A 25023-nucleotide genomic window follows, 5' to 3' on the forward strand; every position below is an offset into this window, starting at 1 on the left:
TCAATGGATGCTGCATCAAGTGCACAAAGAAGTGAGTTTTGAAGAACGCATACGACTTTGAGAGGAAAAAAGGGATAGTTAATTATCTATGAATCTTAACCGATACCGTAACACTGGTAACGGTGCTTGAATTTGCCTCAAATCTTAGCAGGATTTGAGGCTTCTTTGCGTTTCTGTAGGCTGGGGAAAGGTATCTGCCCTAAATGTCCTGTAAATCGCAACAATCCTCAGGATGTTGCGATTTTTATAATGGCTATTATAAAAGAGTTTGAACTATATATACTAGACGAGCGCCGACTGTGGTCTTAACCCAGTCGGCGCTCCGGTTTTTTAAACAAAGATAGTTGACACATTTGATCAATGGAAACGTTGATTTATCAAGAAAATATTTATAATTTTAGACGTTTTATGATGATATTATTATATTAACTAGTAATTGATTAAAAGTGCTAACAAATATTACATATAGCAAATTATAGTTCACCTAGGCACTCTTTTACCCCTGCCAAAGCTTCTGTGAAATATATATGAAGCGCATAACGTTCGCACGACGAGGAGGTGATCTCGTTTAATAATTATATACATACCATATAAATTTTTAGGAGGGTTTCATATGGCAAATTTATCAAAGCTTGATTTTGCCGCAAATCAGTACTCGCTTCTTACTCGACCTACCCGGATCAAGCGGCGCTTTCTTCTAGCCTCTATTATGCTATCTTTAACCCTTTCCTGGGGAGGAAAGGCGCTGGCTAGCGACGAGATCATTGACACAGTTGGAAATACCATCAATACACCGACCTCCTATACTGGCGACCTATATGTCGGGAATGCGGGCACAGGTACGCTGACCATTGAGAATGGCGGAACCGTCAGCGCAACGAACGGCAACATCGGATACAACGCAGGCAGCAATGGCACGGTGACCGTGAACGGCTCTGGTTCAAACTGGGCGAACACCGGCAAACTTGTTGTCGGACGGCAGGGCACGGGCGGGTTGATCATCGCAGATGGCGGCGCGGTGACGGCGGCCAACCAAATGCAAATCGCCAGTGACAGCGGCTCGACCGGCACGCTGACCATCCGCAACGGCGGCATCCTGACCACCAACAGCGGATACGAGCACATCGGAGGCGCTGTCGGGTCGACCGGTACTGTGACCGTGACGGGATCGGGAAGCCGTTGGACAAGCTATGGCGCGACTGTCGGAATCAACGGAGGGACGGGCCATGTCAATGTCACGGATGGCGGCACGGTCAGCACCACTGGCCTGTATCTCGGGAGTCAGGATTACCTAAGCCCAGTCGCAGGCACGGGATCCGTGACAATCGACGGAAGCGGCTCATCATTGACAGCGACTGGACCTGTATCGGTCGGACAAAACGGCATGGGAAACCTGACGTTGAAGAATGGCGCAACCGGCAGCTTCTCTTCGTCCCTTCAGGTCGGCGAGACAAACGGTGCTTTAGGCACTTTGCTCGTGGAGAGCGGTGCGACGCTCACTACTGACAACATCTACATCGGCAATCAGGCAGGTGCGACCGGCCAGGCGACCGTGACCGGGTCCGGCTCGCGCTGGACCGGCAGCAATCAGTTGAATGTTGGTCTTAAGGGTGCCGGGTCGCTGACAGTGTCTGATGCCGGCGCCGCCAGCTTCGCTGCGGTCAACATCGGTCAGTCCAGCGGTTCCTCTGGCTCGGTTCTGGTCGAAAGCGGCGGATCGCTGTCATCGACGGGACTGGTGACGGCCGGCTATGACGCCGGCGCGACGGGAGAGATCACGGTGACTGGTGCCAACTCGTCGCTTTCCGCCGACTCGATTTCTCTGGGCAGCAGTGGATCTGGAACGCTGGCGATCTCGAGTGGCGGCAGGCTTGGCATCACGGGTGGCGGTCTATCCTTGGGCGAGAACGGTGGTTCGGCTACGATGACGGTAGCAGGCGCAGGCACGTTGTGGGAGAACAACGCTGGCGTCGCTGTTGCCCGCAGTGCAGGCTCGACCGGCTCGTTGACGGTTTCTGACGGTGCAACAGCTCGGATTCTCAAATCCGGGATCTATGCAGGCGCAGGCGCGCAAATCACCTTCACCGGAGCCGGCACGCATGTGGAAATCGGCGATCCGAACGATGCCAATCGTTCGGCTTGGCTCAGTTCTGATGGCGGCACGGTGACGGTCTCGGCAGGCGCCAATGTCTACACTAGTGGCACCTATGTGGGTGCAAGTGGCGGTTCACTGGTCACGATGACGGTGACTGGGGCGGATACCCAGCTTGTCGGCGAAGAGCGAATCTTTGTTGGCGGGCAGAGCGGCTCGACCAACACCGGCCCCGTCAATGGTAACGGCAACTTGACGATCTCTGACGGCGCAACGGCTTGGGCCGGTACGGTCGGGGTCGGCATGGACCCGAATGCGCAAGGCAGCGTCGTTGTGACTGGCACCGGATCCCAGCTTTGGGCAAAGGCCAATTCGAGGCTGACCACCCCAACGCTCGGCAATTTCTATATCGGGTTTGCCGGGGATGCGTCGGTGGTCGTCGCAAACGGCGCCTCGATCATGGCGGACAACCAGATCCGCATCGCCTATACAGGCGGCTCAGGCAAACTGGTGATTGGGGCGCTTGAGGGGCAGCCCGCCACAGCTGCCGGCACTGTCACTGCCACCCACGGTATCGCCTTCGGGTCCGGCACGGGTGAGATCATCTTCAACCATACAAACACCAATTATGCCCTTGGCGCCAATATCTCCGGCGCAGGGCGGATTATTGCCGAAAACGGCGTAACTACGCTCACCGGCAACAATACCTATACCGGCGGCACGACCATTTCCGGCGGCACGCTGGCAGGTACCGCCACCAGCTTCGGCAGCGGTGCGATCGCCAACAACAGTGCGCTCGTCGTCGATGGCAGCGGGACTCTGGCGAACACGGTTTCCGGGTCGGGCAGCTTCACCAAGACGGGCACCGGAACGCTGGCACTCACTGGCAACAATACTTATACCGGCGGTACAACTATCTCTGGCGGCACGCTTTCCGTCACAACCGATAACCTGACTGGTGATGTTGTCAACAACGCTACGTTGCTAATCGATCAGGACACGGATGGTACGTTTGCCGGCAATATCTCCGGCTCTGGCGATCTCGTAAAGGATGGTGCAGGCACAGTGAACATGGCCGGTACTCTGACCTATACCGGAGCGACGACAGTGCTTAACGGTCAACTCGTCGGCAATACAACGGCTCTTGGCGGTTCCGTTGCGAATAATGGACAGGTTGCGTTTGATCAGTCATTCGCTGGGACATATAACAATGTTATTTCCGGTACCGGGAGCCTGCTGAAGAATGGAACCGGCACCGTTATTCTCACCAAGGAAAATACCTATACCGGCGGTACGACCATTTCCGGCGGTACGCTGCAAATTGGTAATGGCGGAACTGCAGGAGCGATCACCGGCGATGTTGTCAATAACGGCATTCTGGCGTTTGATCGTTCCGACGGCGTGACCTTTAACGGCCAGATCACAGGAGCAGGCGCGATCCGGCAGGTCGGATCGGGGTCGGTAACGCTAACGGGCAATAGCGGGACATTCGCAGGTACAACCACAGTTCAGACAGGCACCCTGAAAGTGAACGGGATGCTGGGCGGTGTGCTGGATATCCAGACGGGTGGCCGCCTTCAGGGTACCGGCACGGTCGGCAACCTCACCATGAACGGGGTAATTGCACCTGGCAACTCAATCGGCACGCTCAATGTTGCAGGTGATATCACGTTCGATACGGGCTCGGTCTACGAAGTCGAGACGAATGCAGCGGGACAAGCAGACAGGATCAGCGCATCGGGCACAGCCACTATCAATGGCGGCTCAGTTCAGGTCCTGGCCGCAACAGGAAACTACGCACCAGCGACAACCTACACCATCCTGTCAGCCACCAACGGGGTAAGCGGCACGTTTACGGACGGGGTGACCTCGAACCTTGCCTTCCTCGATCCATTGCTCTCCTATGATGCTAACAATGTCTATCTGCGCCTGACACGTAATAATGTGAGCTTTGACGGCATCGGGCTAACAGCGAATCAGATCGCCACCGGCAAGGGGACGGAGAGCCTCACGCTTGGCAATTCCATCTATGATGCCGTGCTGAACCTGTCCTCAGATCAGGCGCGCTATGCCTTCGACCAGCTTTCGGGCGAGTTTCATGCATCGGTTGCGACAACACTGATTGAGGACAGCCGTTTCGTGCGCAATGCGATGAACGATCGACTGAGGATGAAAGCAAATGAACACAGTGTCTGGAGCCAGGCGCTCGGATCGTGGGGCCATACCGGCGGTAACGGCAATGCGGCAAAGATGGATCGCTCAACAGGCGGTTTCCTGTTCGGCTCGGATATCCCGGCGTTCGGCACCTGGCGGTTAGGCGCTGTCGCGGGCTACAGCCATACGAACCTCGACGTGAAGGATCGTCATTCTTCGGGCTCGAGCGACAACTATCATCTTGGCCTTTATGGCGGATCGGACTGGGGGCAGCTCGGGCTCCGTTCGGGGTTGGCTTATACCTGGCATAATATTGACACGACACGCAGCGTGTCGTTCCCCGGCTTCTCGGATCGCCTGAGCGACGGTTACAATGCCGGGACGTTCCAGGCGTTCTCGGAACTGAGCTACGGGGCCCAGAAGGGTGTTACGAAGTTCGAACCGTTCGCAAATCTGTCCTATGTGAACTTTGACGCCAACGGTCTGCGCGAGCATGGCGGCGCGGCGGCGCTCACCGGATCGGGAGTGTCAATGGATACGATATTCACAACTCTGGGCCTTCGTACTACAACCAGCGTCAATCTGGGCAAAAAAGCGATGACAGCGCGGGGCCTGCTGGGCTGGCGTCACGCCTATGGTGACACAATCCCGACGGCGACCTTGAGCTATGCTTCGGGCTCGAGTACATTCATGACCGGCGGCGTACCTATCGCCCGTGACGCCGCTGTGGTCGAGGCAGGTCTCGACTTCACGCTTTCACCGACCGCAACGCTTGGCATCTCCTACAACGGGCAGTTCGCCAACCATCTCGTTGATCAATCCTTCAAAGTTAACCTCAGCATGAAGTTCTGAGATGACAAGGCTAGGGCAAGAGCCCCAAACTGCTGCGGATAGAAGTGATTAAGCTGATGCCAAGGTGGCGCTCACCATGCATGAGCTACTGAACGTATCCTTGTGAATGAATAACTAAGAGGCTGTCGCACTAAAATGATATGTTCCCCCTATAATAGACAATGAAAAAATAAATTGTCTATTATAGGGGGAGATTTTTTTATGCTAGTAAAAACAAAATAAAACCAGAGGAAATGAAATTCTGAGGGCAATGAGGAGGTCTCATTTCTCATAGTCTGCATCGTTTGACCCGAACGGAGAACCGTACCATCGGTAACGGTGAAAATGTGGCCTGATAGTTTGAAATTTCAGAGGCTGTATGGAATGCAGTCTGGCGGCTTTTCTTGCATTACTTTTTGCCTGTGGCTTAATGAGGACCTGTTTGTCCCCGTGTTGCCATCTGGGAGCGCAGGAGGCTGCCAGCAGCTATCCGCTATTACTAAGACAGCAGTCTTTTGAAAGGGCTATTGTTTGCTCTAAATGAAGATCCTACAAGTCGGCTTTAATAAAAAACCAGCACAAATATATGAAATAGTAGATTTGGAAGTGACCAGGCATACTAACCGTATGGCGAATTTCACAATGAGGTGGATACTATTGGGAATCTATGTCCGCGTTTGGCATTACATAAAGCCATACAGTTTGGCAATAGTAAGTGCTCTAATTTGTACGATTTTAGCCTCAGCGGTTAATTTGTATTTACCGAAAATTATCGGTAATGTAATCGATGATGTTTTGGCAACAAAGGACGCTGATACACTGAATTTAATTGCAGGTACTGTCATACTCTTAATCGTACTTCAGGGCATCTTTATGTATGGACAAACCTATCTTATGGCTTATTCCAGTCAAAAAATTATTATTGATATTCGCAGAGATTTGTATCAGCACTTTCAAAAACTATCGATGCTATTCTTTGAAAAGCGCCCTATTGGTACGATAATGAGCTACATTACTAATGACGTAGCTGCACTGCAAACAGCATTGGTTAATAATGTAATTGATTTCGTGAATCACTCAGTAACGTTGGTCGGGTCGATCATCTTACTGCTATATATTGACTGGAAGCTTTCTCTGTTGATGTTTGTTACTTTTCCGCTCATCTTATATACCGTAAATGTATCCGGTCATAAAGTGCGAATGAAGAGCCGCACTTTACAGGAGCGGGCTGCCGATATTACTGCATTTCTTCAGGAAACGATCTTAGCCGTTAAGGTTATTAAGTCGTTTTCCCGTGAGAGCTACGAATTAGAGCGCTTTGATTATGAAAATTTGCGAAACTTTCAAGCGCAAATGAAAATTGTTCAAGTCATGGCTATCATTACACCCATCATTAATATATTATCGACCATTGGCATTACAGCTATCATTTGGTTCGGTGGACACGAAGTGATAAACGGTAATTTAACTTCTGGAGCCCTTATTTCCTTTCTCGTATACGTGATTAACCTGCCCACTCCTGTCAAACGGCTAAGTAATGTATACACAGATGTTCAGCGGGCCTTGGCGGCGGCGCAGCGAATATTTGAAGTGCTTGATATAGAACCGGAAATTAAAGATGTAAAGGATGCTAAAGAGTTATCAACCGTAGAGGGACATGTAACCTTTAACAATGTTTCATTTGCATACAAACCAGAAGAGCAGGTTTTAACGGATATTTCTTTCGAAGCTAGATCAGGAGAGCTAATTGCTATTGTCGGGCCTAGCGGCGCAGGAAAAACTACAATAGCAAATCTCATCCCCAGGTTCTATGATCCTGTGGCTGGCTCGATTAGTATTGATAACATCGATATTCATACAGTTACCTTGCAGTCTCTTCGTGAGCAAATTGGTATTGTACCGCAGGAGACAATTCTTTTCAGTGGTACAATATATCAAAACATTGCGTATGGAAACTTAGATGCTTCCAGGGAGGAAGTAATCGCAGCGGCCAAGGTGGCAAATGCGCACGAATTCATCATGGAAATGTCTGATGGGTATGAAACTCCGATCGGGGAACGTGGAGCCCAACTGTCCGGCGGACAGCGACAACGGATTGCAATTGCCAGAGCGGTTCTAAAAAATCCTCGGATACTCATTCTTGATGAAGCTACTTCTGCATTGGATACCGAGAGCGAGCTGCTAGTACAACAAGCACTTGACCGGCTGATGGTGGGGCGAACATCTTTTGTTATTGCTCACCGGTTATCAACTGTCCAACGTGCGAATCTAATCCTTGTAATGGAAAAAGGCAAGATCGTAGAACGTGGTGATCACGAAGCATTAGTTAAGTCTGATGGATTATATAGTAAGCTATACAGGCTTCAATTCAGTTCTTAAAGTTCTCAGTTTATAGCTATGCAAGCCACGGCACTGGATCTCGTGGAGCTAAAATGTACTCATCGCCAGTCTCGTTGATATAAAAGCGGCCTTTCTTCAATTGAGGAAAGGCCGCTTTTATTTAACCATTTATTATTGAAATTTAATCGTATCTAATTGTGTATATCTAGCAATAAACGTTAGCCATTTTCTTACGGCAAAAGGGAGATAACGGTCCTTTTTCCAAATTACTGATAATTGCAAATAGATTTCAGGATTTGTGAGAGGCAGAGATAGAATAGATGTTTTATTTAATTCGTCACAGATATGTCCTGGAAGAAGGGCGATTCCCACATTAGCTTCTACCATCCGGATCATGAACTCTCGCTGGGAAGTTTTACAGATGATTTGCGGCTCGAAGCCGGTTGCTGCACAAGCCTCCATAATACGGTCATGCAAGCTGAAATCCTCGTTATATAAAATGAAAGGCTCTGCTGAAAGCATAGAAAAGTCAACAGTTGAGTATTGGGCTAAAGGATGTGAAGGCGGAATGATAATCCTAAGGGGATCTTTTACCATTGGCAAAAGATCATAAGCATCGGGCTTGCTTGTGTTGGAACAGATAAGACCAACATCGAGCGAGCCTTCATGTACTCCTACTTCAACGCGTTTTGAACCGAATTCAAAAAGCTGGATGTTGATTCCGGGATATGCTTTATTAAACTCTCCAAAAATCTGTGGAAATATAGTGGAGCTCGCAATAGGAGGAAGCCCAATGTTAATCTTTCCCTTCTCAAGATTAAAAACTCCATCAAGATCACCGGAAAGATTCTGAAATAAAGAAACGATCTGCTGCGCTCTTTCAAGAACGGCATGACCAGCATCGGTTAGCTCAAGGTGCTTAGTTTGCCTATATAACAATGTGACACCCAGATCTTCCTCTAAACATTTAATCATTTTGCTAATTGATGGTTGAGTAATATTCAAGGTATTAGCAGCTTTACTGAAACTTCCCTGGCGTACAACTTCAATAAAGTATTCTAGATGACGGATATCCATAAATCGCCTCCTACTGCATTCATTATAACATAGCTTGAAGGCATAACGAATATTCTAATTATGAATTTTACCTATATTTAACTCTGGGCTATAATGATCTCAAGTGGCAATGAAGATTGTGAATAGTATGATAAAACATACAAAAGCACAGAGAAAATAGGAGGAATTTCCGATGAAAGTTGCAGAAATAGTGGTTAAAATACTTGAAAAAGAAGGCATTACTGATGCTTTCGGCATCCCAGGAGCAGGCATAAATCCCGTTTACAAATACTTAGGTTTATCAGCGATTAAGCATTATTGTGTGCGTCATGAGGAAGCTGCTGTTCACGCCGCTGATGGTTACTATCGAGCTTGTGGCAATATGGCTGTGGCACTTTGTACATCAGGACCGGGAGCGACGAATTTCGTTACAGGCATATACACAGCAAATATCGATTCGATTCCTTTAATTGCAATTACAGGTCAAGCAGTGACTGCTCAGCTTGACAAGGATCCCTTCCAATGTGTTGATATTGCAAAAATCTGCGAGCCTGTTGCGAAAGCTACCTATTGTGTAATGGATCCTAACACCATTGTTGATGTCATGCAACATGCCTTTAAAACGGCGAAATCCGGTAAGCCAGGAGCAGTAGTAGTTGATTTGCCGCTAGATGTACAAATGGCTGAGATTGATTTTGATCCAGACACGTACAAGCCTTTACAGTATGAAAATCCTCGTCCGGATATTTCTGACATTCGCAAAGCGATTGATATGATTAATGAAGCTAAGAGCCCTGCCATTATCATGGGCGGTGGTGTTGTATTAGCTGGGGCAACTGACTTGTGCGTAAAGTTTGCCGAAACTCTGCAAATCCCGGTTATTACTACTTATATGGCTAAAGGCGGTATACCTGTTGATCATCCGCTATACGCTGGTCACGCAGGCATCCAAGTTGGTCAACCTATTGGTAATAGAGTATTCTGTGATTCCGATCTAATTATCGGTGTCGGCTGCCGATTCACGGACAGACATACCGGAAATATTGCTACATATAAAGGAAGCAGAAAATTTATTCATATTAACGTAGAACCGAAAGAAATCGGTAAGATATTCCAGCCTGATCTCGGTATCGTGGCTGATGCGAAATATGCATTAGAAGCACTTCTTGCTGTAGCTTTAGAAGACGGTAAAGTAAAAGGTCCTGCTCGAATTGAAGCACTCAAAGCACTCAGAGTGGAACTAAAAAGGAAAACAGATTATGACTGCGTACCAATGAAACCACAGCGGGTATATGAAGAATTAAATAAATTCTTTAAAGATGATGCTATGTTTACTACAGGATGCGGATTGAATCAAATCTGGTCTGGACAACTTCAAGATATCAATAAGCCTGGACTTTATATGCCTTCCGGAGGTGCAGGTACGCTAGGGTGGGATATTCCCGCAGCATTTGGAGCAAAGATTGCAAATCCTAGTAAACACGCGGTAGCTGTTATGGGAGACTTTGGGTTTACCTTTCATGTACAAGAAATTGCAGTAGCTAGAGCTTATGATATTCCCGTGATTGTTGTTATCGTGAACAATGCGTATCTTGGGCTAATCAGACAAAACCAAAAATACGCTTACGACTTTGAAAATGCAGTAGCAATGACCGTTAATCAAGGTGTTATGGACTATGTGAAAGTAGCTGAAGGTTTTGCCTGCGCTGGAGAGCGAGTATTCAAGCCAGAGGAAATTCAGGCAGCCTTGGCAAGAGCTGCTAAATCAAAAGTGCCTTATGTTATCGATATCGTTTGTGAAACACAGACAGATTGTTCTATGGGTGCTGCGGTCGACGCTGTAAAAGAATTTGTTTAATAAATGTTCGTTTTAGAGCAAATTACCTTTGCCGGTTATTTTAGTAGTCAACCTACAATAAATTAAATAGAGATGAGGAGGGATATACATGCCTAAATTTGCAGCTAACTTAACCATGTTATTTACTGAGGTTCCTTTTATGGAACGGTTTTCATTGGCTCGTCAAGCGGGATTTACCTATGTTGAGTATCTTTTCCCTTATGAGTTCAGCGCAAGGGAATTAAAGCAACAACTTGAGGCAAATTGCCTTAAACAAATTCTGTTTAACCTGCCTTCCGGTGATTGGGCCAATGGTGATCGTGGAATAGCAGCAAACCCTGACCGCATAGCAGAATTTCAGGCAGGAGTGCCTAAAGCAATCGAGTATGCTCTTGAATTGGGAGTGAGCCAAGTAAACTGTTTAGCAGGTAAAATTGTTGCAGGTTACGATAATAAAAAGCACATGGCTACCCTTGTTGAAAACGTACGCTTCGCAGCAAAGGCATTACAAGAAGCTGGCCTAAAACTGGTAGTTGAGCCAATTAATCATTATGATATTCCTGCTTTCTTTCTTAGTCGCACAGAGCAAGCATTAACCCTCATTGAAGAGGCAGGGATGCCGAATGTGTTTGTCCAATATGATATTTACCATGCTCAGCGAGAAGAAGGTGAACTAGCTGCAACAATCCGAAAAAATATTGCTAGCATTGGTCACATTCAGATTGCGGATAATCCAGGGAGACACGAACCTGGAACAGGGGAAATAAACTATTCTTTTATTTTTAAAGAAATTGATGCACTTGGTTACCAGGGGTATATTGGACTAGAGTATGTTCCCAGTATGAAAGGAAATTCTTCTTTTCAATGGATTAAAGACTTCGGTTACACGTTGTAATTCTTACGTTATTTAATGGAGGAGTGGTTTATATGAAAATTGGATTTATTGGGCTTGGAATAATGGGAAAACCCATGGCCAAGAATTTGCTTAAAGCAGGCTATGAACTCGTTGTAATGGATCGAAATCAAGGCTCGGTTGATGAGATAGTTGCCGCTGGTGCCTCAGCTGCTGCGACCCCGAAGGCTGTCGCAGAACAGACTGAGCTTATCATTACCATGCTCCCTAACTCTCCACATGTAAAAGAGGTTGTTTTAGGTGTAAACGGAGTGATCGAAGGGGCTAAACCAGGTACTATCGTTGCTGATATGAGCTCTATAGCTCCATTGGTCAGCCGTGAGCTTTCAGCGGAGCTTGCTAAAAAAGGGATCGAGATGTTAGATGCTCCTGTAAGTGGCGGCGAGCCCAAAGCTATTGAAGGTACTCTATCGGTAATGGTTGGTGGTAAGAAAGAGATATTTGAAAAGTGCTATCCAATATTAAAAGCGATGGCAGGCTCCGTTGTTTTGACTGGAGATATTGGTGCAGGCAATGTTACGAAACTTGCTAACCAAGTTATTGTCGCACTCAATATTGCTGCTATGTCCGAGGCTTTAGTTTTAGCTGCAAAAGCGGGTGTAGAACCGGAGTTAGTTTATCAAGCAATCCGGGGTGGATTAGCAGGGAGTACTGTTCTTGATGCAAAAGCACCGCTCGTAATGGATCGCAAATTTGACCCTGGCTTCCGCATTAATCTACACATCAAGGACTTGAACAATGCCCTGGAAACATCTCATGAAATTGGTGTCCCATTGCCGCTTACTGCTGCAGTCATGGAAATGATGCAGGCACTAAAGGTAGATGATTTAGGAGACGCTGATCATGGCAGCCTGATCCGTTACTATGAAAAACTGGCAAAAGTCGAAGTAAAGCGGTAATTCACTATATAGAACCTCTTATCGGACGATAAGAGGTTCTGCTTACAATCTGGACTATTAGCTCCTTTAAAGGTATCTAAATGTAATAAAAGAATTGTAGAAATTGTCCTGAATTGTAGTCTGTAATAGGAAACTCGCTAAGTCCTCTCTCAGGATAAAGCTAGCAGTAGGGTGTGTGAAATGAAAAAGATCGCTTTTCTAGCACCGGATAAAAATAAAAGTACAGAAATCGAAGCGATACTAAGCGATTTTCAAGCTGAAATCATATTTGAAATTGGTTCACTGGACGAAGGGCTTGTAAAAGCAAAACGTTTAATTAAACAGGGGATAGAAATAATCATTGCTCGGGGGGAGACAGCTCTGAACATCCGGGCTGTGCATCCTAATATAGTTGTACTGGACGTTCCGATTAGCGGCTTCGATTTAGTTTTAGCGTTAGAAGAGGCCCGCCAGTATGGCAGCAATATTGCAGTCGTATCGTTTCCTTCCATGATTAAACAAATCGAGAGTTTGGAATCCGCACTTGGCGTCAAGATCAAGAAGTATCATTTAACTACAAGAGACAGTGTTAATTCAATGATAGAGCTGGCTATGCACGATGGAGCAGCTGTTATCCTTGGTGGATTTACAACAGTTGTTGCTGCGAAGAAGAAAGAATTACCTTGCGTTCAGATCAAAACAGGAACGCAAGCCTATGTAGATGCCTTTTTTAGTGCCAAATCGATCCTAACGTCGATAGAGTTGGAAAAAAGGAGAATGGGCTTAATTCAAACTGTCTTGAATCATGTTTATGATGGAATTATCTCCGTGGATGAAAAGTGCAGAATTACAACCTTTAATCCTGTAGCGCAAAGAATCTTTCGCTGTACTGGAGAAATTGGAAGCAAAATAGATGAAATATGTCCAGAAATAGGCTTGGAAAGTATCTTGTGCAATGGAAAAGAAGAATTAAATAATATCTATAAGGTCCATGACATTCAGATTCTTTGCAATAAAGTTCCTATTAAAGATGGAAAAAAAATAATTGGAGCGATTGCCACATTTCAAGATATAACAAAGATTCAGATGATGGAAGCACGGATCAGAAAAGAAGCATACATTAAAGGACATATCGCAAACTCTCAGTTTAAAGATATTTACGGTACAAGTAAAGCAACGGCTGCAACAATTGCAATGGCAAAAAGCTTTTCTGTGACTGAGGCTAATGTTCTTATAACAGGCGAGACAGGTACGGGAAAAGAAGTTTTTGCGCAAAGTATTCACAACAATAGCCGGAGAGCAACTGGACCGTTTGTAGCGATAAACTGTGCAGCCTTACCGGCCCAATTGTTGGAAAGTGAGCTTTTTGGATATGTGAGCGGGGCTTTTACAGGGGCAAATAAAGAAGGAAAAGCAGGTCTTTTTGAAGTAGCCCATGGAGGGACTATTTTCTTAGATGAAATTGGGGAAATGGATGTTGTGAACCAAAGCAGATTGCTAAGGGTTTTACAAGAAAAGAATGTTGTCAGACTGGGGAGCGATAAGGTTTTACCTGTGGATGTCCGGATTATTGCCGCAACTAATAAGGATCTAAGTGAATTAGTTGCAGCCAATAAATTTAGAGAGGATCTATTTTATCGATTAAATGTTTTATACTTGCAGATTCCTCCACTTAGAGACCGCCAGAAGGATGTCTCCGTCTATGCAAAACAGTTTATGAAAGAGTTAGCTCAAGGAAAAAAATTGGATTTTAGCACAGGGGCACTTAAACTATTAGAGAACCATACCTGGCCGGGCAATATCCGCGAGCTGCGAAATATTATTGAGCGAATTGTTGCAATGTCACAGCGCGACAAAATCAGCACAAGCTTTGTCAAAAAGATTATGGGATTAGAAATTACTCGTAGAGCCTCCCAGGAAGACAGGCAGGAGGTCACCCTAATAAAAGAAGCATTAAAAGCTTGTAACGGAAAGATAAGCGATGCAGCAAAAGCATTAGGAGTTAGTAGATCGACACTTTGGCGGCGAATGACACGATTGGGTATAAGAATATGTTAATTTATGCGAGCTTGATGTTTAAAAGGCTTTCACCTCTCAGAAAAGAGGCGAAAGCCTTTTCCGGTATTTTGAAACAATATTTAGCTTATTTTTGCAACAATAAATAGATATTGATGAAACAACAAAGCATTTGAATGAAACATGATGACATTTTATTAGGTGAAGCATGGGTTACGTGAAACATCATCGAAGATTCGTGAATTTTTTAAAAATAAACGATCGAAACATTTTGATAATTACGCCATTTCACTCTATTTTTCAGCTCTCAAAAAAGTTGGCACACATTTTGCAATATTAATGTTCATGTCGAACTTGACTGTACAGGAAGGTAGTATGGGGAGTTATTGTGTTATGTCACAGATGCAAGTACTAATTTGAGGGAGGACTATGAAATGTCTACACTAGCGATTGCCGGTTTTATTATGGTCATAGTTTTCATGTATCTACTCATGACCAAACGGATTACAGCGATGAATGCTCTGATTGTTATCCCTATTCTGTTTGGTATCGGGTTAGGTTTTGGTCCCAAAGTAGGTGCAATGGCGCTTGATGGAATTAAAAAGGTGGCACCTACGGCAGTCATGATTGCCTTTGCGATGATGTATTTTTCCGTAATGATTGATACCGGATTGTTCGATCCTCTAATCAACAGGATATTAAAAGCCTCAAAAGGTGACCCCATGCGGGTTGTTGTAGGTACTGCATTGCTTGCAGGTATTGTATCACTAGACGGTGACGGCGCAACAACGTATATTATCACGACCTCTGCGATGCTGGCAGTTCACAAAAAACTGGGTATTAATCCTATCATTTTGCCGACAATGGCTATTATGCAAAACGGAGTAATGAATATTATTCCCTGGGGCGGACCCACCGGCCGGGTGATGAGTGCACTGGGCTTAGAAGCATCACAGGTGTTCGTGCCGCTTATACCAGCAATGGTTGCTGGTACTATGTGGGTGCTTTTCTGGGCATATAGGCTTGGTTTACAAGAACGTACGCGTTTGGGTACATTGCAAATCGGGGCTGCAGAACATGCTGCAGCTGAGTTTAGCACGTGTAACATTGAAGGCAGTGATCCAGACTGTGCAGCACTGAAACGCCCCAATTTGTTTTGGACTAACTTGTTAATGACTGTGGTCCTTATGGCCGCCTTAGTGACAGAGTTTTTACCGCTTAACGTTCTATTTATGATTGGTACCGCTTTAGCATTAATGATTAATTATCCCAGCTTGAAACTGCAGCAAGCACGGGTAGCTGAATATGGAACAAATGTAATTCCTAATATCTCCATGGTTTTAGGTGCAGGTATTTTCACGGGTATCATGGCAGGTACAAAGATGATTGATGCCATGGCAAATGTATTGACGACTTCTATTCCGCCTGAAATGGGTTCACATATGGCTCTGATAACCGCCCTGTCCAGCTTACCCTTTGATTATTTCTTAACAAATGATGCATTTTATTTTGGCATTGTTCCGATTCTTGCTAAGTCTGCTGCCACTTATGGAATTAGTGCGGCAGAAATTGCCAGGGCTTCTCTCATTGCTCAGGGATGTCACCTATTAAGCCCGCTAGTAGCATCAACTTACCTATTAGTAGGGATGAACAATGTTACGTTTGAAGAACTTACCAAAAGTGCTCTCTTGCCGTCGATTATAACCTCGCTGATTATGCTGGGGACAGCAATCGCTATGGGTGTTGTTCCTTTATAAACAGGCATTGATCCGGTAATTGTTAAAGTGGAGGGTTAACATGGGACTAACTGTTGCAGAAAAATTAATTAACGCAGCTCTTGTAGATGGAGAAATGAAAAAAGGAAATCGGATTGGCATTCGTATGTCTCAGACGCTCACTCATGATCTTACAGGTGTTATGACGTATCTTGAGTTCGAGGCCATGGGATTAAAACGAGTAAAAACAGACCTTTCCGTAAGCTATATTGACCACAATATCTTACAAGCCGATTTCAAAAATCCCGATGACCATCGGTTTTTGATGGATATCACAAATAAGTTTGGAATTATATGTACAAAGCCTGCCAGTGGTATTTGCCACCAATTACACTTAGAAAGGTTTGCTAAGCCCGGAACAAGCATCATCGGCAGTGACTCACACACGGTAAATGCAGGAGGGGTAGGGGCACTCGGGATTGGAGCTGGCGGGCTGGACGTGGCAATGGCCATGGCCGGTGAGCCATTTTATATCAAAATGCCTGAAATTACAAAGGTTGTACTTACTGGAGAATTGCCGCCGTTGGTGTCAGCTAAAAATGTGATATTAGAGATTCTCCGGAGAATTTCAGTTAAAGGCGGGATTAATTGCATATTAGAATATACCGGACCAGGTGTAGCAACGTTAAATGTAACGGAAAGAGCTACCATTTGTAACATGGGCGCAGAAACAGGCGCAACCACATCCGTGTTCCCCAGTGATGAAATCACCCGCCAATGGTTTAAGGCGCAAGGCAGAGAACAAGACTGGGTTGCAATTTTGCCGGATGAAGATGCGGTATATGATAGCGTAATCGAAATTAACATGTCTGAACTCGACTCTCTTATTGCATTGCCGCATCAGCCTGACAATGTCGTGCCTGTTCGGGAGGTAGCAGGAATGGCTATTGATCAAGTCATGTTTGGGGGCTGTACCAATTCCTCTCTGCAGGATGTGCTGTCAATCGCAAAGATTCTTGATGGAAAAACCGTTCATAGTAATGTTGATGCTGCACTCTATTGCGGAAGCCGTCAAGTCATGCTAGAAAGTATGCGCCGTGGAGTTATTGATAATTTGATGTGTTCAGGTGTGCGTATTATGGAAATGTTCTGTGGTGCTTGTAATGGTATGGGATTTGCACCGCCGACAAATGGGATATCACTAAGAACCGGTCCAAGGAACTTTATCGGGCGCTGCGGAACTGAATCGGCAAACGTTTACCTCGTCAGTCCTGAAGTTGCAGCGGCTTCGGCAATCAGAGGGCGAATCACTGATCCACGTGATTTAGGGCTAGCTTCACTTCGTTATGAGATACCAGCACGCTTTATTATTGACGAAAGCATGTTTCTGAAGCCCTCAGAACAATATGATGATAAGCCAATTAGACGCGGTCCAAATATCCGGCCATTGCCGGAATTCGAAGCGCTTGGTGAGGATATTAGCGGGGAAGTTCTCATCAAAGTTGAGGATGATATTACAACAGACCATATTGTGCCAGCAGGGGCGAATTTTATGCCAATCCGCTGCAACACTCCCGAAATAGCAAAGTATGTCTTTAAAGTGATTGATGAGTCCTTTGCGGAGAGGGCGAAAAAAGTCGGCAGCGGTATTGTTATTGCCGGGCATAATTATGGTCAGGGCTCCAGCCGTGAGCAGGCTGCCCTGGCACCTAGATACTTGGGAGTAAAGGCTGTAATTGCCAAGAGCTTTGCCCGGATTCATCTGGCTAACCTGGTAAACTTCGGAATTATCCCGCTAATTTTTACGGATGAGAGTGATTTCGCAGCTTTCGAACAGGGTGACGTGATCTCACTCGACACAGCTTTATTACAAGAAGGGACTCCATATATTGTGCGTAATCGTTCTAAGAACTTGGAAATAAAAGTAGGGAGTCCTTTGTCGCAAGACGAGTTAGATATTGTGAAAGTGGGAGGCAGGCTTAACTGGATTAAAATACGCAATAGCTGATTCTGCATATTGCGGTTCTGTAAAAGTCGGGGATAAATGAAGTCAGAAATCGGCATGTGAAATAAAACTCGTAGCTGTTGGAGGTCTATATGAACGCAATAGAAAAACGCATGGTTTCTATCTTGAAAGAGCTTCGTGAGAATTATGGTGTTACAGGTGTTAAAGTGGCAATGGAAGCGGAAGGGATTCGCCTGGATGAAATGCTTAGAACAAAGGAAGTTGTTTTACGGGCAGGCGTGGATTTAACTGTCAAAATTGGTGGCTGTGAAGCACTAACTGATTTACGAATTGCCAAGATGATTGGTGTTGATACGGTATTGGCACCCATGATCGAATCCAAGTTTGCATTAGAAAAGTTCTTAGAGATGGTGGAAAGTGAGCTCTTGCCGGAAGAGCTTGAAGATGCTAATTTGCTTATCAATATTGAAACTGTTGATGGGTATGAAAAATTTGACCAAATACTCGCAGCAGATAACATTAAATTGTTAAATGGAATCGTATTGGGGCGTACTGATTTAAGCAGTGCTTTAAAACTCGGAGATGTCAACTCTCCTAAGGTATTGTCTATTGCAAAAAGTATTTTTTTAAAAGCAAAGCAAAAAAATCTTCAATGCCTGGTTGGAGGCGGCATAACTCCAAAATCAGTTTCATTTTTACGTGAATTAAAGGGACTCATCGATGGTTTTGAAACAAGAAAAGTAGTCTTTGGTAACTATAATCAGGCAGAAGTACATATGGAAGAAGGCATTATACATGCATTGACTTTCGAGTATTTATGGTATGAATGGAAACAGCAGTACTACGGACGGTTGGTTAAGGAAGATGTAGCTAAGATGAAAGGGTTAGCTACAATTATTAATCCTGAGTTATGAATTATAAATATGTAGCTTGCTTACTTTTCTGAGAGTCATCAAAGAAGTGGCGAAATTCACACGCATAAAGAGATGCCTCCCAAATCACATTTGATTGGGGAGGCATTTCACTTTTAGGCAAATTCCTGCAATCGTTTTAGCTAAATCTTACGGCAGTGTAGGTTGCTGTTTTATCGTATTTGGGTATAATTACATTAGGAATAGAGGCAAGCTATGGTAATTTTAACTATAAAAAGATAAAATTCAAGAAAACCGACGAAAGCAAATTCTAGATGCTGCTTATACTTTATTCGACCCAAAGAGCTACGCAGACTAGGAGGGAAGGTGGAATTTTGAATTATTTCGATGGAAAATACACGTTAATCTTAGAGAGTGCACTCGAAACATTAGATGGCTTAATTATTACAGATATTGCTGGAAAAATTGTCTTTTTAAATAAGAAATATGCTGAAATTATGAATGTTTCTCAGGAAGCGGTAATTGGTAAGCAGGTACGTGATGTTATTCCTCAAACTCGTATGGATATTGTTGCGAAAACTGGTGTAGCAGAAATTGGTTCTGTCCATTTAATTAATGGCAATATCCCAGTAGTCTGTAATAGAATACCAATCAACCATAATGGACAACCAGTTGGTGTCGTTGCTATAACTACTTTTCGCAAATTAGACGAAGTAAATGGATTATTAGAAGAGATCGATCGGTTAAAGTTTGAATTAAAGCATGTTAAAGCGGAGTTAGGGAAGCTGAGGGGGGCAAAATATTCATTAGAGCAGATCATTGGAGATTCCGCTAAGATGAAACAAGTTAAGTCACTTTTGCAAAAAGTTGCTCCTTCGACACTAACTATCCTTATTAGCGGTGAGACTGGAACCGGGAAAGAGTTAATTTCTCATGCTTTACATCAATTGAGCCCCCGTCGTCATAAGCCTTTTATTAGAATCAACTGCGCAGCTATACCCAGAGAGCTATTAGAAGCAGAATTGTTTGGTTATGAAGAAGGAGCCTTTACTGGTGCAAAAAAAAGTGGCAAGCCCGGTAAATTCGAGCTGGCAAATGGGGGAACACTTCTACTTGATGAAATAAATGAATTACCACTTTATCTTCAATCGAAACTATTACGTGTTATACAAGAAAAAGAAATTGAAAGACTTGGCGGCGTAAAAACTATTGAACTTGATATAAGATTAATCTGTACTACCAATCAAAATATGCAAGATTTAGTACGTAAGGGTGAATTCCGTCAAGATCTATATTACCGTATCAATGTTGTAGAAATAAACAGTCCTCCATTGCGGGAGCGAGCAGAGGAAATTGAATCATTGATAGAGCATTTCATTGAAAAAGTAAATCAAAATCATGGACTAAATATTAGTGGAATACAAAGTGGAGTGTTGCAGCTGTTTCGTAAATATAATTGGCCAGGTAATATAAGAGAGCTCGAACATGTTATTGAACGGGCTGCTGTTATTGCAGGTGCGGGTGATTTAGGCATAGAGCATTTTGACTATCTAATGCCACGCATGATAGAAACAGTGAGTGATGATAGTGGTGATAGCGTTGGGCAGAGCTTGGAAGTGGCCAAAGAATTGGCAGAAAAACAAGCTATAGTGAAAGCACTATTGAGATCGAATGGTAATAAAACACTAGCAGCTGAAGAACTCAATATTCATCGAACCGTCTTACATCAAAAAATAAAAAAGTATGGAATTATGATTTAGCTTAATAAATAGAAACCCCGTCTTCTCAATTTGTGAAGACGGGGTTTTTCTGTTGCTTTCCATTAAAAAACTACACAGGTGTAGTAGATAGACTACACTCGTGTAATCAGAACTGTTTGAGAATAGTGAATGATAAGGATTTATGCCATTGGCACGAATTTTGCTCTATAGATAGATGGCAGGAAGAAGTGGAAAGGAGGATAGTAGCTGTTTCTACTAATTTAGTTTAAAAGAGGAGAGAAAAAATGACAGAAAAAGTAATCATCACCGCTGCAATAACAGGAGCCGTTCACGTCCCCAGCATGACACCTTATTTACCTATTACTCCTGAGCAAATCATTGAAGATGCAGTCAAGGCCTGCGATGCAGGCGCTTCTGTAGTGCATATTCACGCTCGTGATCCCCAAACAGGTAAACCAACCAGTGATATTGGCTTAATGAGTGAAATTGTTGATGGTATTAAGCGCCGCTCAGATGTTGTTATTTGTATAACAACAGGTGGTGCTATAGGTATGACGCTCGAAGAAAGATTAGTTGCTGTTCCTATGTTTAGACCAGAATTGGCCTCATGCAACGCCGGCTCAGTAAACTTTGTATTGGCACCGGCTGCAGCCCGAATTCAACAGCCTAAGTTTGATTGGGAGATTCCATTTCTAGAGGCAACTAATGATCTTGTTTTTGCTAATACATTTAAAGGCCTTGAGTATTATATTAAAACAATGAATGAACATGGAACATTACCTGAGTTCGAAGTTTATGATGTAGGCATGATCAATAACATCGCTTATTTCGTAAAGAAAGGAATTATTAAAAAGCCGGTATACCTGCAATTTGTAATGGGTGTACTTGGTGGAATACCAGCTAGCATTGAAAACTTAGTGTATTTGGTTAAAACTGCGCGTGAACAACTTGGCGAGTTTACCTGGTCTTGCGCTGCCGCAGGCAAATATCAGCTTCCGCTTACAACAGTTGCACTTGCAATGGGTGGAAATGTCCGAGTTGGTCTGGAAGATAATATATATATTAAGCCAGGTATATTAGCTAAATCTAGCAGTGAGCAAGTAGCAGTTATTAGAAATATTGCGGAAAGCTTGGGCAAAGAGATAGCTACACCGAAAGATACAAGAACAATACTAAACTTAAATGGCTTATAACGCTTATATGTGTATCTTAAAGATAAAATGGTGAATTGAGGAGTTAGAATAATTAAATTAAGTATTCTAACACTATAGAAATTTAGCGATCAAGGAGTGGACATTATGCCCATTATTATTTTAGTGCTTGGTATCGCATTTCTTTACTTCTTACTAGTAAAATGCAAATTGAATGCATTTCTATCACTGTTAATCACCTGCTTGGTTGTTGGTTATGCCGAGGGCTTACCGCTAACAAAGCTGATTGCTTCAATCGAAGCGGGTATGGGCGGAACACTGGGCCATCTTGCCATTATCTTAGGTCTTGGTGCCATGTTTGGTAAAATTATGGCAGATGGTGGAGGTGCACAAAGAATAGCTGACACTTTAATCGCCAAGTTTGGTCGTAAACACGTAGCTTGGGCGGTTGCTATAACTGGCTTTGTTGTGGGCATTACCTTATTTTGGGAAGTCAGTTTTGTTGTATTAATTCCGATCGTATTTACAATATCGGTAGCCGGAAAAATTCCTTTGCTTGAAGTAGGCCTCCCGATGTTATCAGCAATTACGATAAGCCATTGCTTCCTACCTCCTCATCCGGGTCCTGTTGCAATAGCAAATATATTTCATGCAAATATCGGGTTGGTACTTGTCTATGGAATTATCATTTCCATTCCAACTTTATTAGTGACGGGACCCTTGTTTTATAAGCTTGTCAAAAAAGCTGGAGTAAATACTGAAATACCCAGTGGACTTAAAGTTGGAAAAGTATTCGAAGAACACGAGCTGCCTGGCTTTCTCATTAGCTTTTTTACAGCCCTTGTTCCTGTAATTATTATTATAGCTTCACTGGTAATCGAGGCAGCTTTTCCTAAAGATTCCCTTATTGTTACGGTATTTAAGTTTATTGGTACTACCGACATGGCCCTGCTAATAGCGTTATTAGTTTCCATGTATTCGTTTGGTTTTGCCCAAGGCAAAAACATCAAGGAGCTGATGTTATCCGCCGAACAGTCCATAAAGTCCATTGCGATGATTATCCTCGTCATCGGCGGAGGTGGTGCGTTTAAACAGGTTATTATTGATAGTGGAGTAGGTCAATATGTAGCTTCTTTAATGGTGGGAATGCCACTATCTCCTTATATTGTAGCCTGGGTGATTACAGCAGTTATACGAGTTGCGATAGGCTCGTCCACTGTAACTTTATTTACAGCAGCAGGCCTTCTATTGCCATTACTTTCTCAACCAGGTGTAAATCCTGAGCTGATGGTGATAGCGCTGGCTTGCGGCTCAGTATTTTTTGATCCACCTACGGATGCCGCTTTTTGGATGGTTAAAGAGTACTTTAACTTTACTTTACCTCAAATGTTTGTTATATGGGGTGGGTTAACGTCTCTCATTGCAATTATGGGACTAATTGGAGTCATAACTCTGAGCTTTTTCATATGACCATCAATAGAAGAGTATAAGCAGCAGTAAACATGAGGAGGAATATGCATGAAAAAAATTGGAATTATCGGATCAGGAACGATGGGACACGGTATAGCTACAGCGTTTTCTATATATGGCTATGATGTGAACATTTATGATACGAATGCAGAAGTTCTTACAAAAGCTAAAGAGCTTATTAAACAAGAATTAGAACTATTCGTTAGCGAAGACTACCTTCCAAATTTGGAAATTGAAGCTTGCCTTGCTAATATTAAATTTTCGACTAACCTGCAAAGTACTGTGGCTGATCGTGATTATGTAATTGAAGCAGCTCCGGAAGTAATGGAGCTCAAGCAAAATTTATTTAAACAACTGGATGAACTGTGTCCTCCAACAACTATTTTTGCCAGTAATACCTCAAGTCTTCCTTTACAGGAAATGATGAAACTAGTTAGTGAAAACCGCAAACAGCGGATGATGATTAATCACATGTATAATCCAGCCCATCTTATGCCGATCGTAGAACTCTCTTTCTTTGGTAATATGCCTGAAGAGATATACCAAAAAGTCGATCAGCTTTATCGATCGATCAATAAACAACCAGTAAAAGTACTAAAAGATGTACCAGGGTTAGTTGCCAACAGAATTCAGCAAGGGCTTGCCAGAGAGGTATTTTCCCTTATTGAAATGGGAGTAGCAGAACCTGCGGAAATAGACAAGGCATTAAAGTTTGGTCCGGCTTTTCGCTATGCTACTACGGGACATTTAGAAGTTACTGACTTTGGCGGTTTAGATATTTGGTGCGTCGTAGGCGATAACTTGTTAAAAGTAATGGACAATTCACAAAGTGCCAATCAACTGCTTAGAAAGAAAGTAGATGAAGGCAAATTGGGAGTAAAAAGCGGGGAAGGATTTTATGAGTATTCTCCTGAGGAAGTACCAGAAGTCCGGAAAAAGTTTATGAAGAAGTTAATTCATCAATTAAAAGCATCTGAGTATTATATCTAAAATAAGACTTAGATACGAGCACAGGTCTGACTGTTAGTAAGAGTAGATAAGTGCAATCTAAGGTAAGGCTAAGGGTGCTTTGAAAGTATTGCAGCCATAGTCTTGCCTAATTTTTCTTATGACTAAGCATAAACTTAAACAATTTGAGACAGAAAACTGTCGAATTGAGGAATTTATTGTGGAGCTAAAGGTTAACTCTATTTTAGATTGCTTTATGCAGGCATTACCGTTATTTAATAGTTTGTTAAATAAAGAAATTGGCGTATCTTTAACCGATTTGGAGAAGTTCTTACTTTATAAACCGGCAAAGAATTTTGATATGAGAGTTTCACCGGGAGATCCTATAAAACCCGGCTCGGCAGTTGAGCAAGCTATTCGAGAGAGGCGCAGAGTTATAAGAAGAGGCGATAAGACCCTTTATGGAATGCCATATATTGCTGTGTGCTCTCCAATATTTGATGAGTTAGGGAATGTATTAGGATGTGCTGTAGTGACTGAACCAGTAGATATGCAGGATGCTATGAAGGAGATGGCTGGGATATTAAACCAGGGCATTAGTTCCATAGCTGGCACTTCAGAAAAAATATCCGCCCAGACACAAGAAATAGCTTCACTCATTACTAACTTAACTCAGGCTGCCCTGAAATCAGAGGAACGAGTGAGAGAAACAGACAAAATTATAGGACTTATTAAGAATATCTCAAGTCAAACAAATCTATTGGGGCTTAATGCCGCAATCGAGGCTGCGCGAGTTGGCGAAGCAGGGCGTGGTTTCAGTGTAGTAGCAGAGGAAATACGTAAGTTAGCTACTGAAAGCGCTACATCTGTAAAGAATGTTGATTTTATTGTTAAAGCAATTCAACAAGATAGTACTCAATCATACAGGCATTTTGTGCAAGTCAATGAAGCAATTAATCAAATTGCGTCATCAATTGTTGAAGTGACTAGCGCAATTCAGCAAGTCGGTTCTCTTGCTCATCAACTTGATGAGCTCGCTGATGAGCTAACCCAAAATACGTAA

At 43.7% G+C, this 25023-nt stretch carries 15 protein-coding genes; 14 read left to right on the plus strand and 1 reads right to left on the minus strand.

Annotated features, from left to right (window positions below; all coding sequences use genetic code 11):
- The first annotated feature begins 613 nt into the window (after nucleotides 1-613).
- Complete coding sequence (locus RTR76_RS11590; protein WP_312520813.1) at nucleotides 614-5098, plus strand: autotransporter domain-containing protein; 4485 nt, start codon at nucleotides 614-616, stop codon at nucleotides 5096-5098.
- A 636-nt stretch (nucleotides 5099-5734) separates the two neighbouring features.
- Nucleotides 5735-7456 carry an ABC transporter ATP-binding protein gene (locus RTR76_RS11595; RefSeq protein WP_312520815.1) on the plus strand — a complete coding sequence of 574 codons (1722 nt, stop codon included), beginning with the start codon at nucleotides 5735-5737 and terminating at the stop codon, nucleotides 7454-7456.
- Between the two features lie 132 nt (nucleotides 7457-7588).
- Here the strand turns inward: RTR76_RS11595 and RTR76_RS11600 are convergent, their stop codons facing one another.
- Entirely contained in the window at nucleotides 7589-8494 is a 906-nt protein-coding gene (locus RTR76_RS11600; protein WP_312520817.1) for a LysR family transcriptional regulator, read from the minus strand.
- Nucleotides 8495-8666: 172 nt separating this feature from the next.
- On the opposite strand from RTR76_RS11600, the gene RTR76_RS11605 reads away from it, so the two are divergent.
- From RTR76_RS11605 to RTR76_RS11660, 12 genes are all read left to right on the plus strand, one after another.
- The gene (locus RTR76_RS11605) at nucleotides 8667-10331 is read left to right on the plus strand and encodes a thiamine pyrophosphate-dependent enzyme (protein ID WP_312520819.1); all 1665 of its coding nucleotides are present in this window, start codon (nucleotides 8667-8669) and stop codon (nucleotides 10329-10331) included.
- Nucleotides 10332-10419: 88 nt separating this feature from the next.
- Nucleotides 10420-11205, plus strand: a complete 786-nt coding sequence (hyi, locus tag RTR76_RS11610) for a hydroxypyruvate isomerase (protein WP_312520821.1) — start codon at nucleotides 10420-10422, stop codon at nucleotides 11203-11205.
- Between the two features lie 32 nt (nucleotides 11206-11237).
- The gene (garR, locus tag RTR76_RS11615) at nucleotides 11238-12122 is read left to right on the plus strand and encodes a 2-hydroxy-3-oxopropionate reductase (protein ID WP_312520823.1); all 885 of its coding nucleotides are present in this window, start codon (nucleotides 11238-11240) and stop codon (nucleotides 12120-12122) included.
- A 180-nt stretch (nucleotides 12123-12302) separates the two neighbouring features.
- Nucleotides 12303-14159, plus strand: a complete 1857-nt coding sequence (locus RTR76_RS11620) for a sigma 54-interacting transcriptional regulator (RefSeq protein ID WP_312520824.1) — start codon at nucleotides 12303-12305, stop codon at nucleotides 14157-14159.
- A 392-nt stretch (nucleotides 14160-14551) separates the two neighbouring features.
- Nucleotides 14552-15874, plus strand: a complete 1323-nt coding sequence (locus tag RTR76_RS11625; protein ID WP_312520826.1) for a citrate:proton symporter — start codon at nucleotides 14552-14554, stop codon at nucleotides 15872-15874.
- A gap of 40 nt (nucleotides 15875-15914) precedes the next feature.
- Complete coding sequence (locus tag RTR76_RS11630) at nucleotides 15915-17840, plus strand: aconitate hydratase (RefSeq protein ID WP_312520827.1); 1926 nt, start codon at nucleotides 15915-15917, stop codon at nucleotides 17838-17840.
- Between the two features lie 89 nt (nucleotides 17841-17929).
- Nucleotides 17930-18712 carry an aldolase/citrate lyase family protein gene (locus tag RTR76_RS11635; protein ID WP_312520829.1) on the plus strand — a complete coding sequence of 261 codons (783 nt, stop codon included), beginning with the start codon at nucleotides 17930-17932 and terminating at the stop codon, nucleotides 18710-18712.
- A gap of 332 nt (nucleotides 18713-19044) precedes the next feature.
- Nucleotides 19045-20430, plus strand: coding sequence for a sigma 54-interacting transcriptional regulator (locus tag RTR76_RS11640; protein WP_312520830.1), 1386 nt, complete (start codon nucleotides 19045-19047; stop codon nucleotides 20428-20430).
- A 245-nt stretch (nucleotides 20431-20675) separates the two neighbouring features.
- Nucleotides 20676-21584 (plus strand): 3-keto-5-aminohexanoate cleavage protein, encoded by a 909-nt coding sequence (locus RTR76_RS11645; RefSeq protein ID WP_312520832.1) that lies wholly within the window; start codon nucleotides 20676-20678, stop codon nucleotides 21582-21584.
- Nucleotides 21585-21689: 105 nt separating this feature from the next.
- The gene (locus RTR76_RS11650; protein WP_312520834.1) at nucleotides 21690-23012 is read left to right on the plus strand and encodes a gluconate:H+ symporter; all 1323 of its coding nucleotides are present in this window, start codon (nucleotides 21690-21692) and stop codon (nucleotides 23010-23012) included.
- 48 nt (nucleotides 23013-23060) lie between these two features.
- Nucleotides 23061-24002 carry a 3-hydroxyacyl-CoA dehydrogenase NAD-binding domain-containing protein gene (locus RTR76_RS11655; protein ID WP_312520836.1) on the plus strand — a complete coding sequence of 314 codons (942 nt, stop codon included), beginning with the start codon at nucleotides 23061-23063 and terminating at the stop codon, nucleotides 24000-24002.
- Nucleotides 24003-24180: 178 nt separating this feature from the next.
- Nucleotides 24181-25023, plus strand: coding sequence for a methyl-accepting chemotaxis protein (locus tag RTR76_RS11660; RefSeq protein ID WP_312520838.1), 843 nt, complete (start codon nucleotides 24181-24183; stop codon nucleotides 25021-25023).

The organism is Anaerospora sp., from assembly GCF_032013335.1.
Lineage (GTDB): Bacteria > Bacillota > Negativicutes > Sporomusales > DSM-15969 > Anaerospora.

Excerpts from the sequence above, each read along its gene's own strand:
- RTR76_RS11590 (WP_312520813.1), top strand. The coding sequence starts at position 614 with ATGGCAAATTTATCAAAGCTTGATTTTGCCGCAAATCAGTACTCGCTT.
- RTR76_RS11600 (WP_312520817.1), bottom strand. The coding sequence starts at position 8,494 with ATGGATATCCGTCATCTAGAATACTTTATTGAAGTTGTACGCCAGGGA.
- RTR76_RS11605 (WP_312520819.1), top strand. The coding sequence starts at position 8,667 with ATGAAAGTTGCAGAAATAGTGGTTAAAATACTTGAAAAAGAAGGCATT.
- hyi (WP_312520821.1), top strand. The coding sequence starts at position 10,420 with ATGCCTAAATTTGCAGCTAACTTAACCATGTTATTTACTGAGGTTCCT.
- garR (WP_312520823.1), top strand. The coding sequence starts at position 11,238 with ATGAAAATTGGATTTATTGGGCTTGGAATAATGGGAAAACCCATGGCC.
- RTR76_RS11620 (WP_312520824.1), top strand. The coding sequence starts at position 12,303 with ATGAAAAAGATCGCTTTTCTAGCACCGGATAAAAATAAAAGTACAGAA.
- RTR76_RS11625 (WP_312520826.1), top strand. The coding sequence starts at position 14,552 with ATGTCTACACTAGCGATTGCCGGTTTTATTATGGTCATAGTTTTCATG.
- RTR76_RS11630 (WP_312520827.1), top strand. The coding sequence starts at position 15,915 with ATGGGACTAACTGTTGCAGAAAAATTAATTAACGCAGCTCTTGTAGAT.
- RTR76_RS11635 (WP_312520829.1), top strand. The coding sequence starts at position 17,930 with ATGAACGCAATAGAAAAACGCATGGTTTCTATCTTGAAAGAGCTTCGT.
- RTR76_RS11645 (WP_312520832.1), top strand. The coding sequence starts at position 20,676 with ATGACAGAAAAAGTAATCATCACCGCTGCAATAACAGGAGCCGTTCAC.
- RTR76_RS11650 (WP_312520834.1), top strand. The coding sequence starts at position 21,690 with ATGCCCATTATTATTTTAGTGCTTGGTATCGCATTTCTTTACTTCTTA.
- RTR76_RS11655 (WP_312520836.1), top strand. The coding sequence starts at position 23,061 with ATGAAAAAAATTGGAATTATCGGATCAGGAACGATGGGACACGGTATA.